The 26,294-nt window shown below is 59.9% G+C and carries 12 protein-coding genes; 5 read left to right on the top strand and 7 right to left on the bottom strand.

Annotation, left to right across the window (positions count from 1 at the left end):
* Positions 1–329: 329 nt before the first annotated feature.
* Positions 330–2,105, top strand: coding sequence for an alpha-glucan family phosphorylase (gene glgP, locus WCA10_RS17460; protein ID WP_472823794.1), 1,776 nt, complete (start codon positions 330–332; stop codon positions 2,103–2,105).
* A 101-nt stretch (positions 2,106–2,206) separates the two neighbouring features.
* On the opposite strand, the gene WCA10_RS17455 is transcribed toward glgP (WCA10_RS17460), so the two are convergent.
* From WCA10_RS17455 to WCA10_RS17430, 6 genes are all read right to left on the bottom strand, one after another.
* The gene (locus WCA10_RS17455; protein WP_472823793.1) at positions 2,207–2,608 is read right to left on the bottom strand and encodes a hypothetical protein; all 402 of its coding nucleotides are present in this window, start codon (positions 2,606–2,608) and stop codon (positions 2,207–2,209) included.
* 305 nt (positions 2,609–2,913) lie between these two features.
* Positions 2,914–5,574, bottom strand: coding sequence for an alpha-glucan family phosphorylase (gene glgP, locus WCA10_RS17450; RefSeq protein ID WP_472823792.1), 2,661 nt, complete (start codon positions 5,572–5,574; stop codon positions 2,914–2,916).
* A gap of 297 nt (positions 5,575–5,871) precedes the next feature.
* Positions 5,872–6,492, bottom strand: coding sequence for a GyrI-like domain-containing protein (locus WCA10_RS17445; protein WP_472823791.1), 621 nt, complete (start codon positions 6,490–6,492; stop codon positions 5,872–5,874).
* A gap of 196 nt (positions 6,493–6,688) precedes the next feature.
* Positions 6,689–10,210, bottom strand: coding sequence for an efflux RND transporter permease subunit (locus WCA10_RS17440; RefSeq protein ID WP_472823790.1), 3,522 nt, complete (start codon positions 10,208–10,210; stop codon positions 6,689–6,691).
* Between the two features lie 11 nt (positions 10,211–10,221).
* Positions 10,222–13,341, bottom strand: coding sequence for a multidrug efflux RND transporter permease subunit (locus WCA10_RS17435; protein WP_472823789.1), 3,120 nt, complete (start codon positions 13,339–13,341; stop codon positions 10,222–10,224).
* Entirely contained in the window at positions 13,338–14,690 is a 1,353-nt protein-coding gene (locus WCA10_RS17430; RefSeq protein ID WP_472823788.1) for an efflux RND transporter periplasmic adaptor subunit, read from the bottom strand. The genes WCA10_RS17435 and WCA10_RS17430 overlap by 4 nt, the downstream gene beginning before the upstream one ends.
* Positions 14,691–15,358: 668 nt before the next feature.
* Between WCA10_RS17430 and WCA10_RS17425 the strand changes: the two genes are divergently transcribed.
* The 3 genes from WCA10_RS17425 to WCA10_RS17415 are packed head-to-tail and all read left to right on the top strand — an operon-like array spanning position 15,359 to position 21,474.
* Positions 15,359–18,649, top strand: coding sequence for an efflux RND transporter permease subunit (locus tag WCA10_RS17425; RefSeq protein WP_472823828.1), 3,291 nt, complete (start codon positions 15,359–15,361; stop codon positions 18,647–18,649).
* Between the two features lie 36 nt (positions 18,650–18,685).
* On the top strand, positions 18,686–19,924 hold the full coding sequence (locus tag WCA10_RS17420; protein ID WP_472823787.1) for an efflux RND transporter periplasmic adaptor subunit: 1,239 nt from the start codon (positions 18,686–18,688) through the stop codon (positions 19,922–19,924).
* Positions 19,925–19,974: 50 nt separating this feature from the next.
* Positions 19,975–21,474: an efflux transporter outer membrane subunit gene (locus WCA10_RS17415; protein ID WP_472823786.1), complete on the top strand. Its 1,500-nt coding sequence runs from the start codon at positions 19,975–19,977 to the stop codon at positions 21,472–21,474.
* Between the two features lie 43 nt (positions 21,475–21,517).
* Here the strand turns inward: WCA10_RS17415 and WCA10_RS17410 are convergent, their stop codons facing one another.
* Positions 21,518–23,692 carry a PA14 domain-containing protein gene (locus tag WCA10_RS17410; protein WP_472823785.1) on the bottom strand — a complete coding sequence of 725 codons (2,175 nt, stop codon included), beginning with the start codon at positions 23,690–23,692 and terminating at the stop codon, positions 21,518–21,520.
* 209 nt (positions 23,693–23,901) lie between these two features.
* On the opposite strand from WCA10_RS17410, the gene WCA10_RS17405 reads away from it, so the two are divergent.
* Entirely contained in the window at positions 23,902–26,133 is a 2,232-nt protein-coding gene (locus WCA10_RS17405; RefSeq protein ID WP_472823784.1) for a glycosyl hydrolase 115 family protein, read from the top strand.
* The last annotated feature ends 161 nt before the right edge of the window (positions 26,134–26,294 follow it).

The raw sequence follows: 26,294 nt of genomic DNA, 5'->3' as shown, positions 1-26,294 counted from the left end.
CATGTGGTGGAAAACCGGCTCTCCGAAGTTACCCCCATACCGTTTTAAGCTCTATAACCAAATCGGTTTTCCTTGCTAGAATCTTTGACAGGTTTTCATTCGGTTCATGCATACAAGACCGCACTGGAAATTTGCATTGCCCGGGCGGCATGTTGAGATTTTCGATTTCAGATTGTTGGCATTTAGAGCGATTCTCGGGGAAGCATACGCTGTTGAAGTTTAACCTCGGGTCGCCGACTCCCTGATGGTCGCGTCGACTTGAAGGCATCGGCTTCCGGAAACAGCAACCGGAGAATCGCTGTAGCGAGCGCCGCAGAGAGATGTAGAGGATGCAACTGAATTCAACTAGACCCTTCTCATACGAAACAACCCCTACGAGTGGACTGGTCGCGTACTTCTCCATGGAGATTGCGATCGACCGCGCAATGCCCACGTACTCCGGCGGCTTGGGAATGCTGGCCGGGGACACACTGCGCTCGGCCGCCGATCTTGGCATTCCGCTGGTGGCGTTCTCACTGGCGCACCGCAAGGGATATTTTCAGCAGCACCTGAGCCCTGCAGGCGACCAGACGGAAGAAGTGCAGCCATGGAATCCTTCAGATTTCTGCACGGAAGAAGCGGCGCGCATACGGGTGTCAGTCGAGGGTCGCGATGTAATGGTCCGGGCGTGGCGCTACGATCTGCGAGGACGTTACGGGCATGTGGTTCCGATTTATCTGCTCGACACGGATCTCGATGGCAATTCTGGATGGGATCGTGGGTTGACGGATCATCTCTACGGCGGCGACACAAACTACCGTTTGCAGCAGGAGATTGTGCTGGGCCTCGGTGGCGTGCGCATGGCCAATGCACTGAGCCTGAAGGTGAATGTGTATCACATGAATGAAGGCCATGCAGCGCTGTTGGCGCTCGCGCTGCTGGAGAGCGAGATGGGCGGCGGTCCATTGAACTCGCCGACCGAGGCCGACATTCTGCAGGTGCGCGACAAGTGCGTGTTCACGACACATACGCCGGTACCGGCGGGACATGATCGCTTCTCGACGGAGCAGACGATCAGAATTCTCGGAAGCGACCGGACGGCGCGGCTGGAAAAGTTGGGCGTGTTCGAGGGCGGGTTGCTGAACATGACGATGCTGGCGATGCGTTTTTCGCGTTATGCGAACGGTGTGGCACTGCAGCACGGCAAGGTGTCGCGCGCAATGTTTCCGCAGTACCAGATCGATTCGATTACGAACGGTGTGCATGCTCCGACGTGGATCTCAGAGCCGGTGCAGCAGATGCTGGATGTGCAGATTCCGTCGTGGCGGCGGGACAATCTGACGCTGCGCAATGCGATCGATCTGCCGGAGCAAGAGCTAAAAGATGCGCATCACCGGGCGAAGGAAGCATTACTGACAGAAGTGGCGACGCGGACCGGCCTGGTGCTGAATCCGCATGTGCTGACACTGGGATTTGCGCGTCGTGCCGCAACGTACAAGCGCGCAAACCTGCTGTTTGCAGATCCGGAACGCCTGTTGAAGATTGCAATGCAGGCAGGCGGGCTGCAGATACTGTACGCGGGCAAGGCGCATCCGGCAGACGATCCGGGGAAGGCGCTCATTCACCACGTGATTGAAACGGCAAGCAAGTTATCGAATGACATGCTGCGCGTTGTGTATCTCGAAAATTATGCGTGGGACCTCGGAGCGCTGCTGACGGCGGGCGTGGATGTGTGGGTGAACACGCCGCGGCGTCCGTATGAGGCTTCAGGCACCAGCGGGATGAAGGCAGCGCTGAACGGCGTGCCGAGCCTGTCAATTCTAGATGGATGGTGGATTGAGGGCTGCATCGAAGGCGTGACCGGATGGGCCATCGAAGACGGCGCCAACGATGCAGAAGAAGCCGAGAATCTCTACAGGAAGCTCGAGAAGGCGGTGGTGCCGCTGTATTGCGGCGAGCCGCAGCATTGGGCGCGGATGATGCGGGCGACCCTGGCTTTCAATGGGTCGTTCTTCAACACCAACCGCATGGTGAAGCAGTACACGCGAAATGCGTACTACCCGGTGACGCTGATTGAGACCATCACCAAGGCAGAGGAGACGTCGCCGTCGTACGCGATGAAGTAGGCGAAAGGATTTTGCGTTTTCTGTTTCGAAAGATGAAAATGAAAGCCCCATGCTTGAGCAGAGCATGGGGCTTTTGACTGCTGGAGGGCGGAGCGGTGCGCTTAGGCGACGGCGAGGCCAAGGGCACGATTGATGCGGTTCTGGATCGGATCCAGGATCGCCTCGGGCATCGGTGAGAATGCCGCGGGTCTGACCGGTTCGGGAGCGGGCACTGGCGCGGCGTAGAGAACCGGCTGAACGATCTCGGGCTCCAATGCTTCGCGAACGGGTTCGACGTGAATCGGCTCGGGCTGACGGAGTTCGTAATGGACTGGCTCGAGCTGACGGACCTCGTGACTGGCTTGCGAAGTGGAGCGAAGGAAGGGTTCCAGAGCGCCCACGACGTCCTCGATCTGTTCCTTTCGAAGCTGAAGGCTATCAAACTCCCTAATGATGTGGTCGAGTTGGGAATGCGCGACTTCAAGAGCCGCCAAGTAATTTTCGCGATAGACCTGTAAGCCCATGAGATTCTCCTCCAGCAGCTTTCGAGGATCCAACCGCTCGGCAGGGACCGTGATACTCAATTGATGCCGGTCTGGAAATGCGGAGGAGAAACCGTCTCGAAAAATGCTATGGACGGAAGTTTAGACTCAGGTCACCACCCGATACATTACCCGAATTGTGTAGTTGAGGATACTTTCGTGACAAGAGCATCCGTGTAAGTGACTGAAATTAATTGATCTCAAGTCCGGACGAGGTAACTATCCCGCGGGATGGGGGCGGGGAGAAAGCCGCGCAAGGCCGCAAACGTCCCATAATGCTGGTGATATCAGCAGAGAGGCCGAATGTCGCTGGAGGTGCCGCCGGCTGCGGGGACGTAGCATTTCTGCGTGTAATCCATCACCATGCGGTCGGCGTTGAAGCGCCAGCCCAGGGTACGAATGGTACGTTTCATACGCTTGATCCAGCCACGGGGCAGACCGTCCCGGTCGCGATCGTAGAAGAGCGGGATGAGTTCGCCGGAGAGAACGCGGTAGAGATCTTCGCCGTCGCGCGTGTCGTGGACGTCCATGTTGGAGTGAGTTCGGCCTTTGCCGATGGCGAAGCCGTTGAGACCGTCGAAGGCTTCGGCCCACCATCCGTCGAGCACGGAGAGGTTGAGACCGCCGTTGAGGACGACTTTCTGGCCGCTGGTGCCGGAAGCTTCGAGGGGGCGGCGGGGGTTGTTGAGCCACACGTCGACGCCCTGGACGAAATGACGGCCGACGTTGATGTCGTAGTCCTCGATGAAGAGAAACTTCTCAGCAAATTGTGAATCGCGCATCATTTCGGCGATCTGCTGGAGGACGCGCTTTCCGGGCTCGTCATGAGGGTGGGCTTTGCCGGAGAAGAGGAACTGCACGGGGCGCTTGGGATCGTTGACCATGGAGGCCAGGCGCTCGATGTCTTTGAGGAGAAGGTTGGCGCGCTTGTAGGTAGCGAAGCGACGGGCGAAGCCGATGGTGAGGGCATCGGGTGAGAGGGTCTTGCGCAAACGGCGAATCGATTCCGGCGACTCGGTGCGGCGTTCGGCCTGCTCCACGGCGCGGTTGCGTGCGAAGTCGAGGAGGCGCGCTTTGAGGGCGAGATGCGTCTCCCAGAGTTCGCCATCGTCGACGGTCTCGATGGCTTCCCAGGTGCTTTTGGAGCCGCTGCGCTTCTGCCAGTCCACGCCGAGGTGACGATCGTACAGGCGAAACATCTGCGGAGCCAACCATGACGGCACGTGGACACCATTCGTGATGTGGCCGATGGGGACCGCGTCTTCAGAGCGACCGGGATAGAGGCCCTTCCACATGGCGCGCGAGACTTCGCCGTGGAGCGAGGAAACGGCGTTGACGCGGCGGGCAAGTTTTAGACCGAGGACGGTCATGCAGAACGTTTCGCCATGATCGGTGGGGTGTTCGCGGCCGAAGCCCATGAGGTTTTCCTGGGAGATGCCGAGTTGATCGCGTAGCGGTCCGAGGTGTTCTTCGATAAGTTCCGGACTGAAGCGGTCGTGGCCGGCGGGGACGGGGGTGTGGGTGGTGAAGACGACTTCGCGCGGAATGTGGCTGGCGGCGGCGTAGAAGTCGAGGCCCTCGTCTTCCATGCGGGAGCGAATGGCTTCAAAGACGGCGAAACCGCTGTGACCTTCGTTGAGGTGAAGGACGCCGGGAGAGATGCCCATTGCCTTGAGCGCACGGAATCCACCGACACCGAGGAGAAGCTCCTGACGAATGCGCGTGCGGGAGTCACCTCCGTAAAGCCGCGAGGTGGTTTCGAGGTCTTCGGGAGCGTTGCCGGGAACGTTGGAGTCGAGGAGGAAGAGATCGCAGCGGCCGACTTTAACTTGCCAGACCTTTGCGCGAATGGCGGCGCCACGAGTGGCGATTTCAACAATCACGGGCTGGCCGTCGAGTCCGATGGCGGGCTGCATGGGGAGCTGCTTGATATCGGTCTGGAGGTACTCTTCGCGCTGCCAGCCTTTTTCATCGAGGCGCTGGAGGAAGTAACCCTGGCCGTAGAAGAGGCCCACACCGACGAGGGGGATGTCGAGATCGGATGCGCTCTTGATGTGATCGCCGGAGAGGACGCCGAGGCCGCCAGAGTAAATGGGGAGCGATTCGTGGAGGCCGAATTCCGCCGAGAAGTAGGCGACAGGGCGGGGGCGAAGAATGCCGGCATTGGCTGCACCCCAGGTGCGGTCTCCCTGCAGATACTCCTGCCGGCGACGGTAGACGTAGTTGATGCGGCTGTGGAGAACCAATTCAGTGGCGCGGCGCTCGATCTCGCTGAGCGGCATTTCGTTAAGCAGGGCGATGGGGTTCTGGTTGAGCTCGCGCCAGCGGACGGGATTCAGGTCGCGGAAAAGGTTGATGCAGTCATGATCCCAGCTCCACCAGACATTGCGGGCGAGCGACCAGAGGCGTTCCTGTGCAGGGGCGACGAAGCGGTCAAGGGTGCGGGCTTCGCTGACGATGGGGGCGACCTGGTCGGCGGCTTCAGCGAGCATACGTATTTCATTGTCGCGGAAGATGCGGGGCTCCTTGGTCTGGACAACCAGGACCCCCTGGAGGATGCCACGATCGATGAGAGGGACGCCGAGGAAAGAGTGGTATTCCTCTTCTCCGGACTCCTTGAAGTACTTGTAGCGAGGGTGGCGGCTGGCGTCGTCGACGGCAACGGGGCGAACATGTTCAGCGACGAGGCCGGCGAGCCCTTCGTGGAGAGGCATGCGGAGAGCGCCGATGCAGCGGGCATGAAGGCCGAGCGAGGCTGCGAGTACGAGATTGGAACGGTCCGGCTCAAGTAAATAGGCGGAGCAGACGTCGGTGCGAAAACGTGAGGCGATAAGGGCGACGACGTTCATCAGCGTGTCGGAGGGTTTGCCGCCGTCCTTCGTAAGGCTGGTGATTTCATCAAGGGTCAAAACCAGGTTTTCGTCCATCGCTTCATGAGAAATACTCATCGAGATACCTCCGCCTCTTGTTGAATCGCCGCTTGGAAACACGGATATGCGAGTGAAGACGGTGTCAGCGCGTTAGGCCGGAGGGCGAAATGTGGTTCAGAAAGAATGCAAAAGTCTGAGAAAAATGGCTGAAGAAAACGTCGCGCATGAATCTGAATTGTTCTGACGATACCACTTGTGCGAGCGTCTTCGCCAATGGAGGCGCCGAGTGGGATCGGATCGAAACGTGTTCTGCACTGTTTGCGGTGCATGGACACACTACAAGCGCGGTGGCGCGGATAATGCGGTGGCCCGCGGTCAACGCATGGGCTGACGCAGGATGGTTCTGAGTCTGGCGGGCGCGGTGCGGCGCGGGTCGCTCAGGTAGATTTCGTGATGTTTGCCGTAAAGCTTTTTGCCGGCGGCGTGAATGGCGTCGTGCATGCGTTGAATGACGGGGCCTTCTTCAGAGAACGGACCGAGGTAGAGAGTCTGTACGGATTCCCCTTCTTCGAGGGTATCGAAGCGAACGCGATCGAGGGCTGGGGGATTTTTCTTTCTGCGGACTTCACTGAAGGCGGCATCGACATTTGCGCGCGAGATGAACTCGGGCTGAAGGATCATGGCGGTCCACTTCCATGCGGATTTGTCGGTCTGGAAGAAGACGCGCGGATCGTCGGCCCACCAGAGGCCTTCGAGGGGCATGACTCCGTAGTCGATGGCGCGGGGACTTTTTTTCAGAGAGAACTTGAGCGTGTAGGAGAGCGAGTAGAGGGCTTCGACGGCATTCTCGAAGGATTTCGAGGTGTTGGGGTCGCCTTCGCCGTCAACCATGAGGTAGGTGAGAGCTGGGACGTTCACGATGGTGATTTCACCGGCGGGTGGCTGGTAGAGATTTCTCCATTGTTTTTTGAGGTCGAGTTTTTCCATGGTTAGCATGGTTTACCTCCGGCATTGGATTGCCGGGGGGAGTATAGCGCTAAAGTTTGCGGGGGCGCTGTGACGAAGCGGCATGGCTTCGAGTCCCACTCATCTCGATGGACCTTTCATCCAATAAGGCACATACTTCCGTCCTTCCTAAGAGATAAAGAGTGCAGAATCGATGAGTTGGATACATGCCTAAGGGAGTCATTCCTCAGTCGCCGGGAGCTTCTTCCAGTTCGGAGCCGATGCGGTGGAGTTTCATGACGCGCCACTGGAGTCTGTCGAAGAAGAGGTAGACGACGGGGGTGGTGAAGAGTGTTAACAACTGCGATACCAGCAGGCCGCCGACGATGGTGATGCCGAGGGGCTTGCGCAGTTCGGAACCGACACCCATGCCAATGGCGAGCGGGAGTCCGCCGAACATGGCAGCGAGGGTGGTCATCATGATGGGGCGGAAGCGCATCAGGCATGCCTGGTAGATGGCCTCGACAGGAGGAAGGCCCTGTTCGCGCTCGGCCTGGAGGGCAAAGTCGATCATCATGATGGCGTTCTTCTTCACGATGCCAATGAGGAGGAGGATGCCGATCAGCGCCATGATGCTGAGGTCAGTGCCGGTGATGAGAAGGGCGAGGATAGCGCCGACGCCGGCGGGGGGCAGCGTGGAGAGAATGGTGAGCGGGTGGATCAGGCTCTCGTAGAGGATGCCGAGAACGATGTAGACCGCGACGAGAGCGGCGAGGATGAGGTAGGGCTCGTTCTTGAGCGACTCCTGAAAGACCTGTGCAGTGCCCTGGAAGGTGGCGTGAATGGAGGCAGGCATGCCCATATCACTCTCCACCTTTTCGAGCGCAGTGACGGCATCGCCGAGCGCGATGTTGGGGGCAAGATTGAACGTGAGCGTCACCGCCGGATATTGGCCCTGGTGATTCACGGTTAGGGAGGTGCGTTTTTCTTCCCAGTGGGCGATGGTTGAAAGCGGCACCATGGCGCCGGTAGTTGCGGGCGTGGCAGTGGTGCCGGCGGCAGGTGCGGCAGCAGCAGCGCTGGAAGCTGCCGTAGAGGACGAAGACGGGGCGCTCGTGCCGGAGAGAGTGCCGGACTGAATCGCCGCCGCATTGGTTGATTCATCGTTGGATGCGGCGATGGCAGCGATATTCGAGGCCACCGAGCTTGTGCCGGATGACGCAGAGGTACCCGTGCTCGAAGCGGTGCTGGTGGAAATGAGTGCTCCGCCGGCGGTCACGAAGGATGCCTGCGCTGCGGAGGCCGTTCTCGCAGCCGCAGCGGGCGGCGCGGCAGCGGAAGTGGTCGCGGCCGGTGCGGATGCGGTTGTGGAGCCGAGATTGGGCACGGATGGAGGTGCGCCGGTTGTGCCTGTCTTGATGTAGATGTTGTTGAGCGAGTCGGGACTCAGCTGGTATTTGGGATCGACCTCCATGACCACGAAGTATTGGTTGAGGCCGGTATACATGGTGGAGACCTGGCGCTGGCCGAACGCATCGTAGAGGACCTGATCAATGGCTGACATGGTGATGCCGAGGCGCGTGGCGGTGTCGCGATTGATGACCAGGCTTTCAGACAAACCCTGATCCTGTTGATCGGTGGAGACGTCGCGGAGTTCCGGCATGGCGCGCGCACGGGCCTCGAGGCGAGGCGCCCAGGTGTTCAGCTCTTCGACATTGGGATCAGAGAGCGTGTACTGATATTGAGCGGCGCTGCCGCGACCGCCGACCTGGATGTCCTGCTGGGCCTGAAGAAAGAGACGGGCGCCGGGAACGCTGGAGAGTTTGCCGCGGAGGCGGTTCACGACCTGATCCGCAGTTACATGACCGGGGCGCTGATTCGGAGGCTTGAGGGCGACGAACATGAAGCCAGAGTTGCCGCCGCCGCGGCCGCCCCCGGCAAAAGCGGTGACGGTTGCGATGGCAGGATCATCCAGCACCATCTGCGCAAGCTGATGCTGCTTCTCCTTCAAAGCTGGAAAGCTGATGTCCTGGGAGGCGATGGTCTGTCCGCCCATCCTGCCTGTGTCCTGCTGCGGGAAGAACCCCTTGGGAACAATCTTGAAGAGATAGACATTCAGGAAGGCGCAGCCGACCGCGACGCCGAGAGTGATCCACTGGTGGCGCAGAACCCAGCGTAAGGCGGAGTTGTACTCGTGGTGAACCCAGTCGAAGGCGTTCTCAAAGATGCGGTAAAGACGACCATGCCTGCTCTCGTCGCGCGCTTTGAGAAACCTGGCGCAGAGCATGGGTGTCGTGGTGAGGGAGACGAGCAGGGAGACGGCGATGGCAACGCTGAGAGTGACGGCGAATTCGCGGAAGAGCTTGCCGATGATGCCGCCCATGAGCAGGATGGGAAGGAAGACGGCGATGAGCGACGTACTCATGGAAAGGACGGTGAAGCCGATTTCCTTGGAGCCCTTCATTGCAGCTTCATAGGGCTTCATGCCCTCTTCGAGATAACGCGTGATGTTTTCGATGACCACGATGGCGTCGTCGACAACGAAGCCTGTGGAGATGGTGAGCGCCATCAGCGAGAGATTGTCGATGGTGTAGCCGAGCAGATACATCACGCCGAAGGTGCCGACGAGCGAGAGCGGAACCGCAATGGACGGGATGATGGTGGCCCAGATCTCACGCAGGAAAAGGAAGACGACCAGGACGACGAGAAGGACGCTGATCATGAGCGAAATCTCGACGTCGTGAACGCTGGAGCGGATAGTCGTGGTTCGATCGCTTGCCACGTTGATTGTGATAGTGGGCGGAATCTCGGTCTGCAGGCGGGGCATCTCCTTGAGAACCGCGTCGACAGTGTCCATGACATTGGCGCCAGGAATCTTGAAGATTGCGAGGAGAATCGCATCTTTCAGTACGCCACTATGGCCGGCGTTGTTATTGCCCGCAAAGCCCGCATTATGGATGTCTGAAACGGAATCGATCACCGTGCCCAGATCGCCGAGGCGCACCGACGCGCCCGTCTGCCTGTTGTAGCCGACGACAATGGGTGCATATTCTGAGGCCTTGAAGATTTGATCGTTGTCGTCGATCTGCCACCGGTGCTGCCCATCGCTGAACGCGCCCTTGGGGCGATTCGCGTTTGCATTTGAAAGTGCGGTTCGCACCGCCTCCAGCCCGATGCCGTTATTCGCAAGCTGCATCGGATTCAGCTCGACGCGAACCGCGGGCTGTGCACTGCCCCAGACGAATACTTGGCCGACGCCCTGGATCTGCGCGATCTTCTGGGCGAGGATGGAGTCGGCCATGTCGTAGATCTGGGGCTTGGGAATGACGTCGGAAGTAAGGGTGAGAATGAGGATGGGTGCGTCGGCCGGATTAGCTTTGCGATAGCTCGGGTTTTGCGGGAGGTACGAGGGAAGCTGGCTCCGCGCGCCGTTGATGGCGGCCTGGACATCGCGGGATGCGGCGTCGATATCGCGGTTGAGATCGAACTGAAGCGTCACGGAGGCCGAACCAAGCGAACTGCTTGACGTCATCTGGTTGACGCCGGCGATACGTCCGAACTGGCGCTCGAGCGGAGTGGCGACGGCCGAGGCCATGGTTTCGGGGCTGGCGCCGGGGAGTCCTGCACCTATGCCGATCACGGGGAAGTCAACATCTGGGAGCGAGGCAACGGGCAGGACCGAATAGGCCACGGAACCGGCGAGCAGGAGGGCAACGCTCAAGAGCGAGGTGGCAACGGGCCGCTTGATGAAGGGTGCGGATATATGCATTGTCGCCTGCCTCAGTCCGCCGAAGCCAAGTGATGTTCAGAGCCAATCGCAAGGTCGCGCGGTTTCAGGCGCTGCGCCAGCCGGTCGAAGTAGAGATACACCACGGGAGTTGTGAAGAGGGTGAGCACCTGCGAGAAGATGAGTCCGCCGACGATGCTGACGCCTAGAGGCATGCGGAGTTCGGCGCCTACCCCGCCGCCGAGCGCGAGGGGAAGACCGCCGAGGAGCGCTGCCAACGTGGTCATCAGAATTGGCCGGAAGCGCAAAAGACAGGCCTGGAAGATGGCGTCTTCGGCCGATTTCCCTTCCTCGCGCTCGGCCTGCAGCGCGAAGTCAATCATCATGATGGCGTTTTTCTGCACAATACCGATGAGAAGAATGATGCCGATCAGTGCAATAACACTGAATTCCATCTGCGTGATCATGAGCGCGAGCAGAGCGCCGACGCCGGCCGACGGCAAGGTGGAGATGATGGTGATGGGATGGATATAGCTCTCGTAGAGCACGCCAAGCACGATGTAGACAGTGACCAGTGCTGCGAGGATGAGCAGCGGCTCGTTGGCCAGCGAAGTCTGGAAGGCCGCGGCTGTGCCCTGGAAGCTGGCATTGATGCTGTTGGGCATGCCGATGCGCTGCTCCACCGCATTGACCGCCTTAACGGCATCGCCCAGAGCTTTGCCGGGCGCGAGGTTGAAGCTGATGATGGTGGATGGAAACTGGCCTTCGTGTCCGATGGCGAGTTGTGCTTTTGTCTGCTCCCAGTGAGCGAGCGTGCTGAGCGGCACCTGCATTCCGTTGCTTGACTTTACATACAGATTGTTCAAGACGGAGGGATTGGTCTGGAAGCTCTGGCCCACTTCCATGACCACGTGGTACTGGTTGAGCTGGGTAAATATGGTGGAGATCTGGCGCTGTCCGAAGGCGTCGTAAAGCGTGTTATCGACGTCGGCCATGGAAATGCCGAGACGCGCCGCCGTATCACGATCGATGACAAGCATTGCGCCGAGGCCCTGGTCCTGCAGATCGCTGGCGACGTCGGTGACGGCCGGCTCCTTGCTTAACTCCTGCACCATTTTGCGAGTGTATGTGGCGAGCTCGGCAGAGTTCGGATCTTCAAGAGAGTACTGGAATTCTGTGCGGCTGACGCGGTCTTCCACGCTCAGGTCCTGCAGCGGCTGGAGGAAGAGTTGGATGCCATCGACGTCGGCGACCTTGGGCTGAAGGCGGCGAATAACTTCCGTGGCAGAAATCTTGCGCTGATCGAGCGGCTTGAGGGTGATCTGGATGCGGCCGGAGTTCAGGGTGGTGTTGGTGCCGTCGACTCCGATGAAGGACGAGACATTGTCAACGGCGGGGTCCTTGAGAACGATGTCAACGAGCTTCTGCTGGCGGAGCGCCATGTTGGCGAAGCTGACGGTTTCAGGTGCTTCGCTGATGCCCAGAATCACGCCGGTGTCCTGCACGGGGAAGAAGCCCTTGGGAATCACGATAAAGAGCAGAACGGTGGCGACAAACGTTGAAATGGTGACCAGCAGGGTGATGAAGCGGTACTCAAGGACCTTCTTCAAGCCGCGGCCGTAGGAGGCGATGATGGAGTTGAAGACCTTCTCAGACCAGTAATAGAAGCGGGTCTCCTTGGCGTGGGCCTTGTCGTGAAGAATGCGCGAGCACATCATCGGCGTCAGCGTCAGGGAGACGACCGCGGAGACGAGGATGGTGACGGCGAGGGTAATGGCGAACTCGCGGAAGAGGCGGCCGACCACGTCGCTCATGAACAGCAGGGGGATGAGCACGGCGATCAGCGAGACCGTGAGCGACATGATGGTGAAGCCGATTTGCTCGCTGCCTTTGAGAGCTGCGCGCATCGGTGAATCGCCTTCTTCAATGAAGCGCGAGATGTTCTCGATCATGACGATGGCGTCGTCAACGACGAAGCCGGTGGAGATGGTGAGCGCCATCAGCGTGAGGTTGTTGAGGCTGTAGCCCAGCAGGTACATCACACCAAAAGTGCCGACGATGGAGAGAGGCACAGCGACGGATGGAATGACGGTGGCAGCGAGATTGCGCAGGAAGAGAAAGATGACCATGACGACCAACGCCACGGTGAGCATCAGCTCGAATTCGACATCTTTCACGGAGGCGCGGATCGTGGTGGTGCGGTCTGTGAGGACGTGGACCTGAACACTCGCTGGGAGGCTGGTCTGGAGTTGGGGAAGCAACTTGTTGATGCGGTCGACGACGGCGATGATGTTGGCGCCGGGCTGGCGCTGCACGTTGACGATGACGGCCGGCTGGCGGTTCATCCATGCGGCCTGCTGCGAGTTCTCGGGGGCGTCGACGACGCTCGCGACATCGGATGTGCGGACGGGAGCGCCATTTCGATATGCAACGATGACGGGGAGATAGTCGGCGCTGGAGACGAGCTGGTCGTTGTCGTTGATGGTGTAGGAGAGCCGCGATCCGTTCAGCGTGCCCTTGGCCTGATCGACATTGGCGGCGGCGAGAGCGGTGCGCAGGTCTTCAAGGCTGAGATTGTAGGCGGCGAGCTGTGCGGGGTTAGCCCGCACGCGGACGGAGGGTTTCTGTCCGCCGGCGATGGAGACGAGGCCGACCCCGGTGACCTGGGAGATCTTCTGGGCAAGGTTGGTATCGGCGGAATCTTCGACCTTGTCGAGGGGCAGCGAATCGGAGGTGAGCGCCAACGTCATGATGGGCGCATCTGCGGGGTTGACCTTGCTGTAGACGGGCGGATTGGGCAGGTCGGAGGGCAGGAAGCTGTTGGCGGCGTTGATGGCGGCCTGCACTTCCTGTTCGGCCACATCGATGTCTTCGTCGAGGTTGAATTCGAGGGTGATGACGGAGCCGCCGCCGGAGCTGACCGAAGTCATCTGCTTGAGTCCGGGCATCTGCCCGAACTGGCGCTCAAGGGGAGCGGTGACGGATGAGGACATGACCTCAGGTCCGGCGCCCGGATAGAAGGTTAGGACCTGGATGATGGGGTAATCCACCTCGGGCAAGGCGGAGACAGGCAGCTGCAGGAATGCGATGCCACCCGCAATCATGATGGCCGCCATCAGCAGCGATGTGGCGATGGGGCGCAGAATGAACGGACGGGATGGACTGAGGCTCACTGGTGCTGCCTTTTATTGGAGCTGGGGTTCTGCGGGGTTTGACCCGCACTAGCCTTGCCGGGCTGGCCGGTACCGGATCCTGCGGGTTGAGCAGCTGCGTGACCGGAAGCCGGCGCGGCCTGACCCTGATACGCACCAGCAACGCTCACCGGCTGGCCCGGGCGCAGGCGATCGGCTCCGTCGATGACGACCTTGGCACCGGGCTGGGGGCCGCTGTCGAGAATAGTGTTCTGGCCCTCGGCGAGCGCAACTTTCACGGGCTGCATCTGCGCGACCCGACCGCCTTTGCCATCGTCGTTGATGACCCACACGAAGAGAGAGCCGTTGAGGCCGGTCTGGATGGCGGCGGAGGGGACGACGAGGGCGTTGGGCCGGTTTTCAAGCACGAGATGAACGTTGACGAACTGGTTGGGAAAGAGGACCGAGTCCTTGTTGTCGAAAACAGCTTTAAGTTTGTCGGTGCCGGTGGTGGTATCGATCTGGTTGTCGGCGGTGAGGAGATTGCCGCTGGTCAGTAATTGTGTGTCGCTGCGATCGTAGGCGTCGACCGGGACGCGTTTGTCGGTCGCGAGACGTTTGAGCACCTGGGGCAACTGGTTCTCAGGCAGAGTGAAATAGACGGCGATGGGCTTGAGCTGGTTGATGACGACGAGGTTGGTTGAATTGGCGGAGATGATGTTGCCGGGATCGACGAGGCGAAGGCCAATTTTGCCGTTGATAGGTGACTGGATATAACACCAGCTCAACTGCAGCTGGGCAGTTTCAATGGCGGCATTGTCGGACTGGATGACGCCTTCGTACTGGCCCTGCTGGGCCTGGTCGGCATCGAGGGTCTCTTTAGAAACGACGCCGGCTGCGTAGAGGGCCTTATAGCGGTTAAACTCGGCCTGCGCATTCTTGAGAAGGGCCTGGTCGTGGGCCAGCGTGCCTTTGGCCTGGTCAAGTGCGGCCTGGTAGGGCCTTGGGTCTATGACCATAATGGTCTCGCCCTGTTTGACTTCCTGGCCTTCAGTGAACTTGACGGGGAGCAGCTCGCCGCTGACGCGCGCCTTGACTGTAACGCTGTTGTACGGGGTGACGGTACCGAGGCCGGTGAGGAAAATGGGCATCGGCTTTTGTTCGGCAGCAACGACCTGCACCGGCACGGGGCGCGACAGCAGAGCGGCGGCCTGGATGGCGGTATTCGCCGCGGTCTTTTGCTTGTTCTGATAGACGCGCCAAACGATGAGCCCGACGGCAACGGCGAGGACGAGGTATACAACGACCCGAACCCAGGTGTTCTTGTGGCCGGGGGGTTGTGATTCGCCGGTTTTCTGCAAAGAAGGCTCGGTGGCGTTTTGAATCGGCATATTCAGGCTTCCCGTCAATCACGTGTAATTCGAGATAAAATCCCGGCGGCTTGTGCTCTTCGATGAGGCATGGTCGTGCAGTGTTATTGCCGCGGCAACACTCCTCTTAGGGACGAACTTGGATTCTGAAAGGTTTCCTGCGGACCGGTGTTTCCGAACGCAAAAGAGCCATTTGAGAAAGCAAGCCAAGTAAGCAGATAATTGTAGCTAACCGAAGACGGGATCCGGCGCGGAAGCGGGTGCGAAAGACCTTTGCCGATGAAAGGGGCGCGGATGGCGCGGACCGCTGGAATTGAGAGGCGGGCGCAGTTCCGTGCGGCGACTGCTTCGGGGCTGGCGTTGAGGGGCATTAGAGCAACTCGAAAGAGCCCGCATAATGAGATAGGGGCGCCCGGTACTGAAGCCTGGACGGTCATGTGCACGTCCTATTAACGTGCATAAAAATGGTTGAAGGCCAAGGCGTGCCGTACTTGACCGCGTGTCATCGTCTAACATTGACTTTCTGATTCATACCATGGGAAAGGGCGGCTGGATTTCCGCTCAAACCCGGATTCCATTGAGCCGCTGTTTGCCTTGACCGGATCGCCCGCAATGCCGCCGGCGACCTATCTCTCAAACGTCACGCTGTTGACGGGCAAATCGCCTCAGGAGCGAGTAGCAGCCCTATGATGTGGATTGTTCGGCTTGCACTTCGGCGGCCGTACACGTTTGCCGTCTTTGCGCTCTTGATCTTGATCCTCGGCGCATACAGCATTGCGTCGATGCCCACGGATATTTTTCCGAACATCGACATTCCTGTGGTCACGGTGGTCTGGCACTACTCCGGTCTTTCGGCAGAGGAGATGTCAACGCGCATCATCTTCAACAGTGAGCGCGGCATGACCACGACGGTAAGCGACATTGAGCACATTGAGTCACAATCGCTGAATGGAATCGGCATCATCAAGATCTTCTTTCAGCCACATGTGGATGTCGGCAATGCTGTGGCGCAGGTGACGGCGATCTGCCAAGTGCAATTGAGGCAACTTCCGCCGGGAGCTACGCCCCCGTTCATCATTCAGTACAACGCATCGAGCGTGCCGGTGCTGATGCTGGGTCTCTCGGGAACCGGGCTCACTGAGCAGCAGCTGAACGACCTCGGGACCAACAATATTCGCACCCAGCTGGCCACAATCGAAGGAGCGCAGACGCCTTACCCTTATGGCGGGAAACAGCGCGAGATCATGGTGGACATCGATCCGAAGGCTCTGCAGGCCAATGGGCTATCGCCGGCCGACGTGGTGAATGCGGTCTCGGCGCAGAATCTGATTGCTCCCTCCGGCACCATGAAGATGGACCGTTATGAGTACGCGATCGAGACGAACTCCGCGCCTACGATGGTGGAGCAGCTGAACAATCTCCCGATCAAGTCTGTAAATGGGGCCGTGATTTACGTGCGCGACGTTGCGCACGTGCGCGACGGCAACCCGCCGCAGACGAATATCGTACGCGTGGACGGGAAGCGCGCCATCATGATGGCGATCATGAAGACGGGTTCGGCCTCGACGCTGCAGATCATCAAGGATGTCCGCGACAGGATCGAATACGTCAAGAGCCAACTGCCACCGCAACTGCGGATCAATGCTCTTTCTGACCAGTCCATCTTTGTTCGCGCATCGATCAACGGGGTGGTGCGCGAGGCTATTATTGCCGCCTGCCTGACGGCGGTGATGATCCTGGTATTCCTGGGGAGTTGGCGATCGACGCTGATCATCGCGGTTTCGATTCCGCTTTCGATACTGTGCTCGATCACCGTGCTGGCGCTGCTGCACGAAACCATCAATATCATGACGCTGGGCGGGTTGGCTCTGGCGGTTGGCATTCTTGTCGACGATGCGACTGTGGAGATCGAAAACATCAACCGCAACCTGGAGCAGGGCAAGGAGATTGAGCAGGCGATTCTGGATGGCGCCGCGCAGATTGCCACACCGGCGCTCGTGTCGACGCTGGCGATCTGCATCGTGTTTGTGCCGATGTTCCTGCTGAGCGGAGTGGCGCGCTACCTGTTTGTACCGCTGGCGGAAGCCGTAGTGTTTGCGATGCTCGCGAGCTATCTGCTGTCGCGCACTGTAGTGCCGACGATGGCGAAGTATTTGCTGCACGAGCATGATGACGCACTGACGGCGCGCAAACAGATCAGCCGGAATCCGTTCGTTCGGTTCCAGAGCGGATTTGAGGCTGGGTTCAGCCGGTTCCGCAATGGCTACGTGAGGCTACTGACGTTGTGCCTGGATTACGCAGGGGGCTTTCTGATTGCTTTCCTGATTTTCGTGGTCGGCTCGGTGGCGTTGCTGGTGCCCTGGCTGGGGCAGGACTTCTTCCCCACAGTCGATGCCGGGCAGTTCAAGATTCATGTGCGCGCACGGACCGGCACGCGCATCGAGGAGACGGCGGCGCTATGCGATCACATCGACGCAACCATTCGCCAGCACATCCCCGCGAACGAGATGACGACGATCGTCGACAATATAGGCATTCCCTATTCCGGCCTGAACCTTTCTTATTCGACATCGGCGCCGATCGGACCGGAGGATGCCGACATACAGGTACAGCTAACGGCGAAGCATCATCCGACAGAAGAGTACGTGGATGAATTGCGCGGTGTTCTGGCGCGGGAGTATCCGGGTGTGACGTTCTACGTGCTGCCAGTGGACATTGTAACGCAGATTTTGAACTTCGGCCTGTCTGCGCCAATCGACATTCAGATCGTGGGACCAAATCTGTATGGCAACCGAGCGGTTGCAGAAAAGCTGCTGAACGAGGTCCGTTATGTGCCGGGTGCGGCGGATGCCCGTATTCAACAGCCCTTTGATTATCCGAATTTCACGGTCGATGTGGACCGGACGCGCGCCAAGGCAATCGGGTTAACGCAGCTTGATGTCGCACAGAGTATCCTGGTTGCCCTCAGCGGCAGCTTTCAGACGACGCCGAGCTTCTATCTTGATCCCCGGAATGGAGTCAGCTACAACGTGGTGGTGCAGACACCGCAGTACCAGCTCGACTCGATCTCCGCGTTGAAGAGCCTGCCGGTAACCTCGTCGAGCAAGAGTGGAACCGGCGGTAACGGTTCATCCCGAACCAATACGGGCATGAGTGCTGCGCCCATGGAGACGAATGCACCAGGTTCCGCGCAACAGCCATTGCAGATACTCGGCAATCTCGCACAGTTGAGGCCGGGTGCGGAACTGGGTACGGTGAGCCACTACGACGTGCAGCCTGTGCTGGACGTTTATGCGAATGTGGCGGGCACTGACCTGGGGACCGTAACGCGAGAGATGGAAAGGATCAAGGCAAAGTACGAGAAGCAACTGCCGCGCGGCTCGCATATTATTCTGCGCGGGCAGAGTGAGACCATGCAGAAGTCGTATATCGGCCTGCTGAGCGGGCTGGCGTTTTCGATTTTGTTGATCTACTTGCTGATCGTGGTGAATTTTCAGTCCTGGCTCGATCCGTTCCTGATCATCTCGGCGTTGCCTGCAGCGCTGGCCGGGATTGCATGGTTCCTGTTCGCGACCGAGACCCGGCTCAGCGTGCCGGCACTCACGGGCGCGATTATGTGTATGGGCGTGGCAACATCGAATTCGATCCTTATCGTGAGCTTTGCGCGCGAACAACTGGAAGAGTTGGTGGGTAATGCGCGGCAGGCTGCGCTGAATGCAGGCTTTGTTCGTCTGCGGCCCGTGCTGATGACGGCGCTGGCTATGATCCTGGGCATGATGCCGATGGCGCTGGGTCTGGGCGAAGGCGGCGAGCAGAATGCGCCGCTGGGCCGCGCCGTTATCGGCGGACTGCTGCTAGCCACGGTGGCTACGCTGTTTTTTGTGCCGGCGTTTTTCTCGGTCGTACACGGCTGGATCGAGAAACGCAGCCGGTCAAGACGGCACGAGACGCAGGCTGCAACGTTCGATGAGTTTGACTAGATAGACGGGTTTCCCGCGAGATTTCGGAGTAACGATATGAGCGATACATCCAACCCGAGCCAGAAGCCGGTTCCTCACGAAGGGCACGATACGCAGCATGCGCCCGCGCAGAAACCGTTTGCGCCGGGAATTGCCGTTATGGGAGTGGTGATTGTGCTGCTGCTGTTTGCAGCGCTGGCGGCGTTCGGAATTCTCAGCCGCATTCACCACGACAACATGCTGGCGAAAACGACCCGGGAAACAGTCGCTCCGGCGGTGATCGCTCTGCCGCCGAAACCGGGCGCGCCTGTTGACATGTTCACGCTACCGGGCAATGTAACTGCATATACCGATTCGCCGATTTACGCGCGTACGTCAGGTTACCTGACGAAGTGGTATTACGACATTGGCTCACACGTGAAGAAGGGCGCGCTGCTGGCGGAAATTGCAACTCCTGAACTGGATCAGCAACTGGTGCAGGCAGAGGCCGACCTAGGCACCTCAGAAGCGAATGCTAAGAATGCGCATTCGCAGGCGCAACGCTATCAGGATCTGGCTCCATCGAACGCGGTTTCGCAGCAGGATACAGAAACCTTTACGAACCAGGCTGCGGCTACGGCGTCGGCGGTGAAGTCGGCTCGGGCCAATGTCGATCGGTTGAAGGAGCTGCAATCGTTCGAAAAGATCTATGCGCCGTTTGATGGAGTGGTAACGGCGCGGTCAATCGATATCGGGCAGCTGGTTGATACAGGAGCAGCAAATGAGCTGTTTCATATGCAGGCGCTGAACACGCTGCGCGTCTACACTAACGTTCCGCAGATGTACTCAACGAGCCTGAAACGTGGTTCGAAGATCGACCTTACGTTCCCTGAATATCCAGGGAGAACTTTTCAAGGAAAGCTGGTGCGGACTGCGGACGCGATCGACCCAGCCAGCCGGACTTTGCTGGTCGAAGTCGACGTGGAGAATCGCAAGGGCGAGCTGCTGCCGGGGTCGCTGGCGCAAGTGCACTTCAAGACGTCGTCGATGCAGACGTTCATCATTCCGGTTGCAGCGATCATCTTCAGGCGCGAAGGAACGCAGGTAGGCACGGTGGGCAGCGATAATATCGCGCACCTTATTTCCGTGACGATCGGCCAGGATGATGGAGCAACCGTGCAGATCGTGAACGGATTGAAGGATGGGGATCGCGTGATCCAGGATCCGCCGGACTCGCTGATCGAGGGGGAGAAGGTGAACCCTGAGAACCCTGCGAGCCAGGGTGAGGGTGGGCAGCCGGGACCGGGGAGCGAATAGCGATGGGTGCGGTTGCAGATCGAGGTGATTTGGCTCCATCCCAGTCGAGGATGCGCGATAGGCGGGCGCAGAACGGGCGCTCCCTGGTCGTGTGCCTGCTGGGATTGGTGACCTTGCTGACGGGGTGCAAGGTGGGGCCCAACTATCAACGTCCGGATACGTTGGCGCCTCCCGATTACAAGGAGGCCAGGACTGCCGAGACTGGAGCGGCGGGCGCGGTTCTGCCACCGATGAATCCTGCCGGGGGAACGTGGACACCTGCTTCTCCGTCGGACGGCATGCTACGCGGAAAGTGGTGGGAGGTTTACCAGGATCCGCAATTGAATGCACTGGAAGAACAGATTGCTCCCGAGAACCAGAACCTGCGGGCAGCGCTGGAAGCGTATCTCTCAGCCCGCGGCCAGGTACGGGTGGCGCGGGCGGACTTCTACCCGACGCTTTCGGTTACGCCTGCCGTCAACCGCACCCAGGTATCGTCGCATCGGCCCCTGATCACGAACAGCACAAAGACCGGCTACAGCGACTTTCAACTGGAAGGCCAGGCAAGCTGGGAGCCGGATTTGTGGGGCCGTGTACGGCGGAACGTGGAAGCTGCGCATGAAAGTGCCCAGGCAAGCGCGGCAGACCTAGCGAATCTGGGCCTGAGCCTGCATGCGGAGCTGGCACTGGACTATTTCGAATTGCGGGGGTTGGACTCGGACGCACGACTGTTGGCAAAGGCGGTGAGTGATTATCAGCACCAGCTGGATCTGAATCAAGAACTGGTCAAAGGCGGATTGGCAACGGAAGTCGTGGTAGCCCAGGCGCTGACCCAGCTGGAAACGACGCGCGCGCATCTGGTGGATGTGAATGAGGCGCGAAGTGAGTACGAACATGCGATCGCGACGCTGATCAACAAGGAGGCGCGCGATGTGTCGCTGGCCCCGGCGCCGCTGGACCTTGCGCTGCCGAAGATTCCTTTGGGTGTACCGTCGCAACTGATCGAGCGACGGCCGGATATTGCAGCGGCGGAGCGGCGCGCGGCTGCGGCCAATGCGCAGATCGGGATCGCGATCAGTGCTTTTTATCCGAACGTGGTTCTTGGAGGCGGTGGTGGATTTGAAAGCACGAACGCCGGAACGCTGATCCAGGGGCCAAGCGCACTGTGGAGCCTGGGAGCGCAGGCGACCGAGTTGCTGTTCGATGCCGGCAAGCGGCACGCGATTACCGACCAGGCGAGACACAACTACGAGGCGCAGGCATCGACCTATCGCGCGTCAGTCCTTGGAGCCTTCAACGAGGTTGAAGACCGGTTGTCGGATTTGCGCGTATTGAACGAAGAATCTACCGCGGAGCAGCGCGCCGTTGCAGCGGCACAGCACTCACTGGACTTGTCGAACCAGCGTTACAAAGGGGGAGCGACGAGCTATCTGGAAGTGCTGATTGCCGACAGCACGCTGCTGACAAACCAGCGCACATCCACCGACCTGGTTACGCGCCAGTTTGTGGCGAGCGTGGGCCTTGTGCGCGCGCTCGGTGGCGGATGGGATACGACACAAATGCCTCATTAGAACCGAGGCTCGCCGCCTCTCCCGGAGGCCTCTTGCTTGGACTCTATTTCGTATTGGTCACAGTATCAACGCGCAGGTGAGTGTAAGCGTCGGGTGGCACGTCGGTCAGGGGAAGCGACGGGCCTTCCCAGAGGATGCGGGGCGCGCCCTGGCTGACGGAGTGAAGACCTTCGACGTGCAGCGCGTGCGGGCCCGCACGCAAGCCGATGGATCCGTGGTCGTAACGCACAGCATTGCCGGGCGATCCGCAAACCTGGGCGAAAGGCGGCCCTGTCTTGGCGATCTGCAGGCCGTCGATAACGAGACGCGCGCCATCTCTTGCGATCAGGTGAAACGTGTAGCCACCGTCGGCGGGGATGTCGATGAAGCCGTCCCACGCGGCCACATAGCGGGTGAAGCCTTGCGGATCGGCGTGAAGGTTGGGTGAGTCGCCTTTGAAGACCGGAGACTGGACGGTGAGATCGGGCAACTCGGTCCAGGTGCCCGGATAGATCTGCCAATGGAGGCCGGGAACAGTGGGTCCAGCGATGGGATCGGGGTCATGCCATTTGCCGACGGAGACAATTCCCTGCGCAGACCAGTCCTGTCGGTCGTGCGTGTCTTCGGCTTTGAGCAGAATGCGGAAGCGGCCTGCGCCGTTGGAGCCGTCGAGCGCGGTACCGAGGGCGTCGGGAAATTTGTGCTTCACTTTTCTGCCGTGCGCTTCTGATCCGTCGCCGAAGAGCCAGGTGAATCTTGCGTGCGGTGACGGGTCGGCAGTGAACGTGACCTGATCGCCGGGGCCGAAGACGGGCGGGGTGATGGTGAAGTGCGCAACCGGACCGATGGGCACGGGAAATTTCGGCTGCTCGGCGCCGCCGGTGGTGACGAGCTGGAGTTCGGCGTCGTTGGTGGCGCGGTTCTGGTCGTACTTCACGTTGTCGAAGGTAACGCCGGAGACGTTGCCGGTAATGGTGGAGGTGGCGAGCGGAGGTTGATCGAGAGCCCAGATGTTCTTGAAGAGAACGCCGTGCACGGCAGGCTCTTCATGCTCGATCTGCACGAGCGAGTACCAGTTGTCGATCCAGAGATTCTGGAACGTGTAGTTGGAATGGTCGCCTTTGGCATTGTTTGCGCCCCAGAGGCCAAGAATGCCGAAGGTCTGGCCGCAGGCGCCGATGCCGCCGTGAAGAATGTCGGAGTCGCGCAGGGTGAAATTGCGAGAGTTGAAGACTTTACGCGGCCACGCGGCGCGCACGATGTTGGAGATGCTGGTGGAGAGTTCGCTATTCTCGACGGTGATGTTCTGCACATCGTGGCCGGGACGCAGCATGTCGGCGTCGGTGTAGCCATCCCAGTTGCCTTCCATCGCCAAATCATCGTCCGACGCTCGCAGGAAGGCATCGCGGACCAGAGCGTCGCCACCGCCGAGCCAGTCCATGCCGTCCTGGTTGGCGTTGCCTGGATTGCCGCCAATCACACGGATGTCGTTGTAGACGAAACCGCTGGTGTCTTTCATCTGGATGGACCAGGTGCGCGCGCGGACGATGCAGGTAACGCCGTCAATCTCGACGTTGTGGGCCTCGAGCGCGCAGATGCAGTGCCAGTCGGGTTTCTGCATCCAGCCCTGGTCGGAGTTTGGATCCTGGGTGCCCTCATAAACGATGGTGCCGCGGCCAAGCACTTTGACGCCGGTGACTTTCCAGAGATTCAGGCTGCCGTAGAAGTAGGAGCCGGGAGCGAGATAGTAAGTGTCGCCGCTTTGTGGATTCAGGCTCTGGTGATAAATGCCCGGCGCGAAGACATGGACCGAAGGATCGGCGGGCGGTGCGGGCGCAGGGGGTTCACCCGCAAAAACGAAGAGCATGGTGGCGTGATTGAGAAAGTCGCCGGGACGTGAGATGGATAGCTTCTGCGGTCCCGCAATCTTGAAGCGGATGGTCTGGCCGTCGCGCACGGGCCGGATGCCGAGCCGCCACGGTTCGATGTCGACGCCTTTATCCCAAAAGCCCGGTTGGGAGGCGGTGATAGCGATGGTGACCGGACCAGTGATGTCGAAATTGACGAAGTCATAGCTGGCCGCAGCGTGGGCTACGTCGACAGCCAGGTTGTTGACTGTAACAGTGAAGGCGGTGGAGCGCAGTTCCGGCGGAACGGGGACAGGCTGAACGCGCGGGGCGGCGAGGACCACGCAGGAGAGCGCGAGCAGAGCCGCCAGAAACACACCTAGAGCACGCAAGAAGCAAGAACCTGAAGAGAAGTGAAGACCAATCCACTGTAGCACTGCGGCTGCTGAGGCTGGAGTAATGACAGTCACGGGTGCGCGGTGGCGAAGTGTCCGGTATACTTCGGGACGCGAACGAAATGTGATCCCGGATTTCAGATCCTCGCGATTTCTACTCCTACGTGTTCGGTTGCAAGCAAGACTCTCTTTACCAAGGAGACGTCATGTTCCAGCGCGCTGTGCTTCGAAACAGGCAACATCCATTTGCGTTCCTTGTGGCATGGGGAATGATCGTTGTGTCTGCGATTTCAGCACCGGCCGCACGTCGATCGAACGTGGCGATTGATAGCTCGGTGACGATAGTGGAGAGCGCGGACGAGCCAGCGCCGGTCCGCCGCGCGACGGAAGATCTGTTGAGCGACTTTGGCAAGGTGTTTGGGCAGACGCCAAGCCTGGCGAATCACATGGAGGGGTCGGGGCAGGTGGCGATCCTGATCTCGGGGCCACAGAGGCCGTACGCGGGGATCAAATGCGCGGAGCCGACGGGCGGCGCGGAGTCGTTTGCGTTCTCGGTGGTTCACTTGGCGGGAGGTCCTGTACGGGATGTGGTCTGCCTGACGGGCGCGGATATGCGGGGAACTATCTATGGGATTTACCAGTTCTCGCAGGCGGTTCTCGGTGTTGATCCGATGTATCTGTGGACAGACAAGGAGCCGGAGAAGCGCAGTTCGATTACGCTGCCGGCGGATTTTGCGCATGTCTATCCGAAGCCGGTGTTCAAGTATCGCGGATTCTTCCCCAATGACGAGGACCTGCTGACGGGCTGGATTCCGGCGGCGAAGGGCGAGCACACCGGCATCTCGCTGAAGGTGTGGGACAACATCTTCGAAACGACGCTGCGGCTGAAGGGAAACATGATTGTGCCGGGAACGTGGATCTTTCCTGATGACGCGCAGGTGGAAGCGGCGGCGAAGCGCGGACTGATCGTGAATCAGCACCATGCGATCCCGCTGGGCGTGAATGTGGCGCGATGGCCGAAGGATGTGCCGTACAACTTCTCGACGCATCCGGAAATTCTGGAGCGAGCGTGGACAAACGCGGTGGCGATGTACAAGCCGGATGAGGAGATCTTGTGGAGTGTTGGGCTGCGCGGGTTGTCGGACTCGAGCTATGCTTCGCTCGATCCGAGTGTGCGCGATAACGATCCGCTGCTGGGCAAGCGCATCAGCAATGCGATCGCAGAGCAGATGAAGATCGTGCGAGCGAAATATCCGAAGGCAGAGTTCGTAACGGATTTGTGGCAAGAGGGCGCGCGATTGATGCAGAAAGGCCTCATTCAGATTCCGCCGGAGGTGACGCTGGTTTGGGCAGACACTGGCTACGGCGATATGCAGGATGGCGGGAAAGTGGCGGCGGGGCAGGGCGCTTATTTTCACGTGGCAATGATGAATGGGAATGCTAATCAACTTTCGGAAATGGTGCCGGTGGCGGTGATCCAGGAGGAGCTGGGGCGGTACATCAAGGCCGGGGCGACTTCGTACATTCTTGTAAACACGAGCGACATTCGGCCGGTCGCGATGACGACACGGGCGCTGATGGAGGTGGCCTGGGGTGGCGTGCCCGCAGAAAATCCAGATGCGGACGAAGCGTTTTACCGCCGATGGGCTGCGGAGGAATTTGGGGCGAAGTCGGCGGATGCAGTGACCGGCATTTACAAGGAGTACTTTGCGGCGCCATCGCTGCGGAGTGCGATGCCGCCTGTGGGGCTGACGTCGGCGGGGAATGCCCCGCCTGCGCCGCCGCGGTTGAGCAACGTTCCGCGGGAGGAGGGCGATCAGCATTACCACTCGGAGATGCGGCTGCTGCTGCTGGACCGGTTGAGCGAGCACCAGGTGGCGGCGGTACCGAGCCAGTCGCCGAAGTGGACGCCGCCGCGGTTGATGCCGGAGTTCACGACGGAGCAGCGGGCCGCGCGGCTGGAGCGGGACATCCGCGACTGTGAAGATGCGCAGCCGCGTTGGGATGCGGTGTGGCAGCATACGGTGGCGGCAAAGACGCTGGTGGATCCCGACCGCGAGCAGTATTACCAGGCGGCGGTGCTGACGATGATCACGATCAACCGCGAAAGCAATCGGGCGCTGCTGCTGGTGGCGCGGGCCTTGCAGGATGATGCCGCGGGAGATACGGAGAAGGCGCGAAACGAGGCCGGCGAGGCACTGCAGGCGCTCGACACGGTTGAGGCTTCAATGGCCTTGGCGGAGTACGGCAAATGGAAAAGCTGGTATCGCGGCGACTGGCTCACCGGTGTGTATCGGACGCGCGAGCTGGTGCAGGCGTATGGCGATCACCTGCGCGATCCGATGGCGAAGTTGCCGGCTCCGGTGGCGTGGAGCGGGTGGGAGGCCTACTTCCACATCACGGAGTACGAGGGCGACCGGTCGGTGGATGTGCGTTGAGGAAAGTCTCCCGTTGTTAGTCCTCAGTTGTCAGTGGTCAGTAGCCATCAGTCTGTGACGATGCGATTAGCAGTGCTACCCCCCTCCCCCCTCCCCCCATCTCTGGGAGGAAGTTCGATGTTTTCAGAGGGTTACGGCCGGAGCATTGCACGATATATTTC

The organism is Occallatibacter sp., from assembly GCF_049582745.1.
GTDB lineage: Bacteria > Acidobacteriota > Terriglobia > Terriglobales > Acidobacteriaceae > Telmatobacter.
This window is presented reverse-complemented; position numbering and strand designations above follow the sequence as displayed.

Bases quoted from the DNA above. Each gene is read 5' to 3' on its own strand.
- WCA10_RS17425 (WP_472823828.1), top strand. From the start codon at position 15,359: ATGTGGATTGTTCGGCTTGCACTTCGGCGGCCGTACACGTTTGCCGTC.
- WCA10_RS17405 (WP_472823784.1), top strand. From the start codon at position 23,902: ATGTTCCAGCGCGCTGTGCTTCGAAACAGGCAACATCCATTTGCGTTC.
- WCA10_RS17455 (WP_472823793.1), bottom strand. From the start codon at position 2,608: ATGGGCTTACAGGTCTATCGCGAAAATTACTTGGCGGCTCTTGAAGTC.
- glgP (WP_472823792.1), bottom strand. From the start codon at position 5,574: ATGAGTATTTCTCATGAAGCGATGGACGAAAACCTGGTTTTGACCCTT.
- WCA10_RS17420 (WP_472823787.1), top strand. From the start codon at position 18,686: ATGAGCGATACATCCAACCCGAGCCAGAAGCCGGTTCCTCACGAAGGG.
- WCA10_RS17440 (WP_472823790.1), bottom strand. From the start codon at position 10,210: ATGCATATATCCGCACCCTTCATCAAGCGGCCCGTTGCCACCTCGCTC.
- WCA10_RS17445 (WP_472823791.1), bottom strand. From the start codon at position 6,492: ATGCTAACCATGGAAAAACTCGACCTCAAAAAACAATGGAGAAATCTC.
- glgP (WP_472823794.1), top strand. From the start codon at position 330: ATGCAACTGAATTCAACTAGACCCTTCTCATACGAAACAACCCCTACG.
- WCA10_RS17430 (WP_472823788.1), bottom strand. From the start codon at position 14,690: ATGCCGATTCAAAACGCCACCGAGCCTTCTTTGCAGAAAACCGGCGAA.
- WCA10_RS17415 (WP_472823786.1), top strand. From the start codon at position 19,975: ATGCGCGATAGGCGGGCGCAGAACGGGCGCTCCCTGGTCGTGTGCCTG.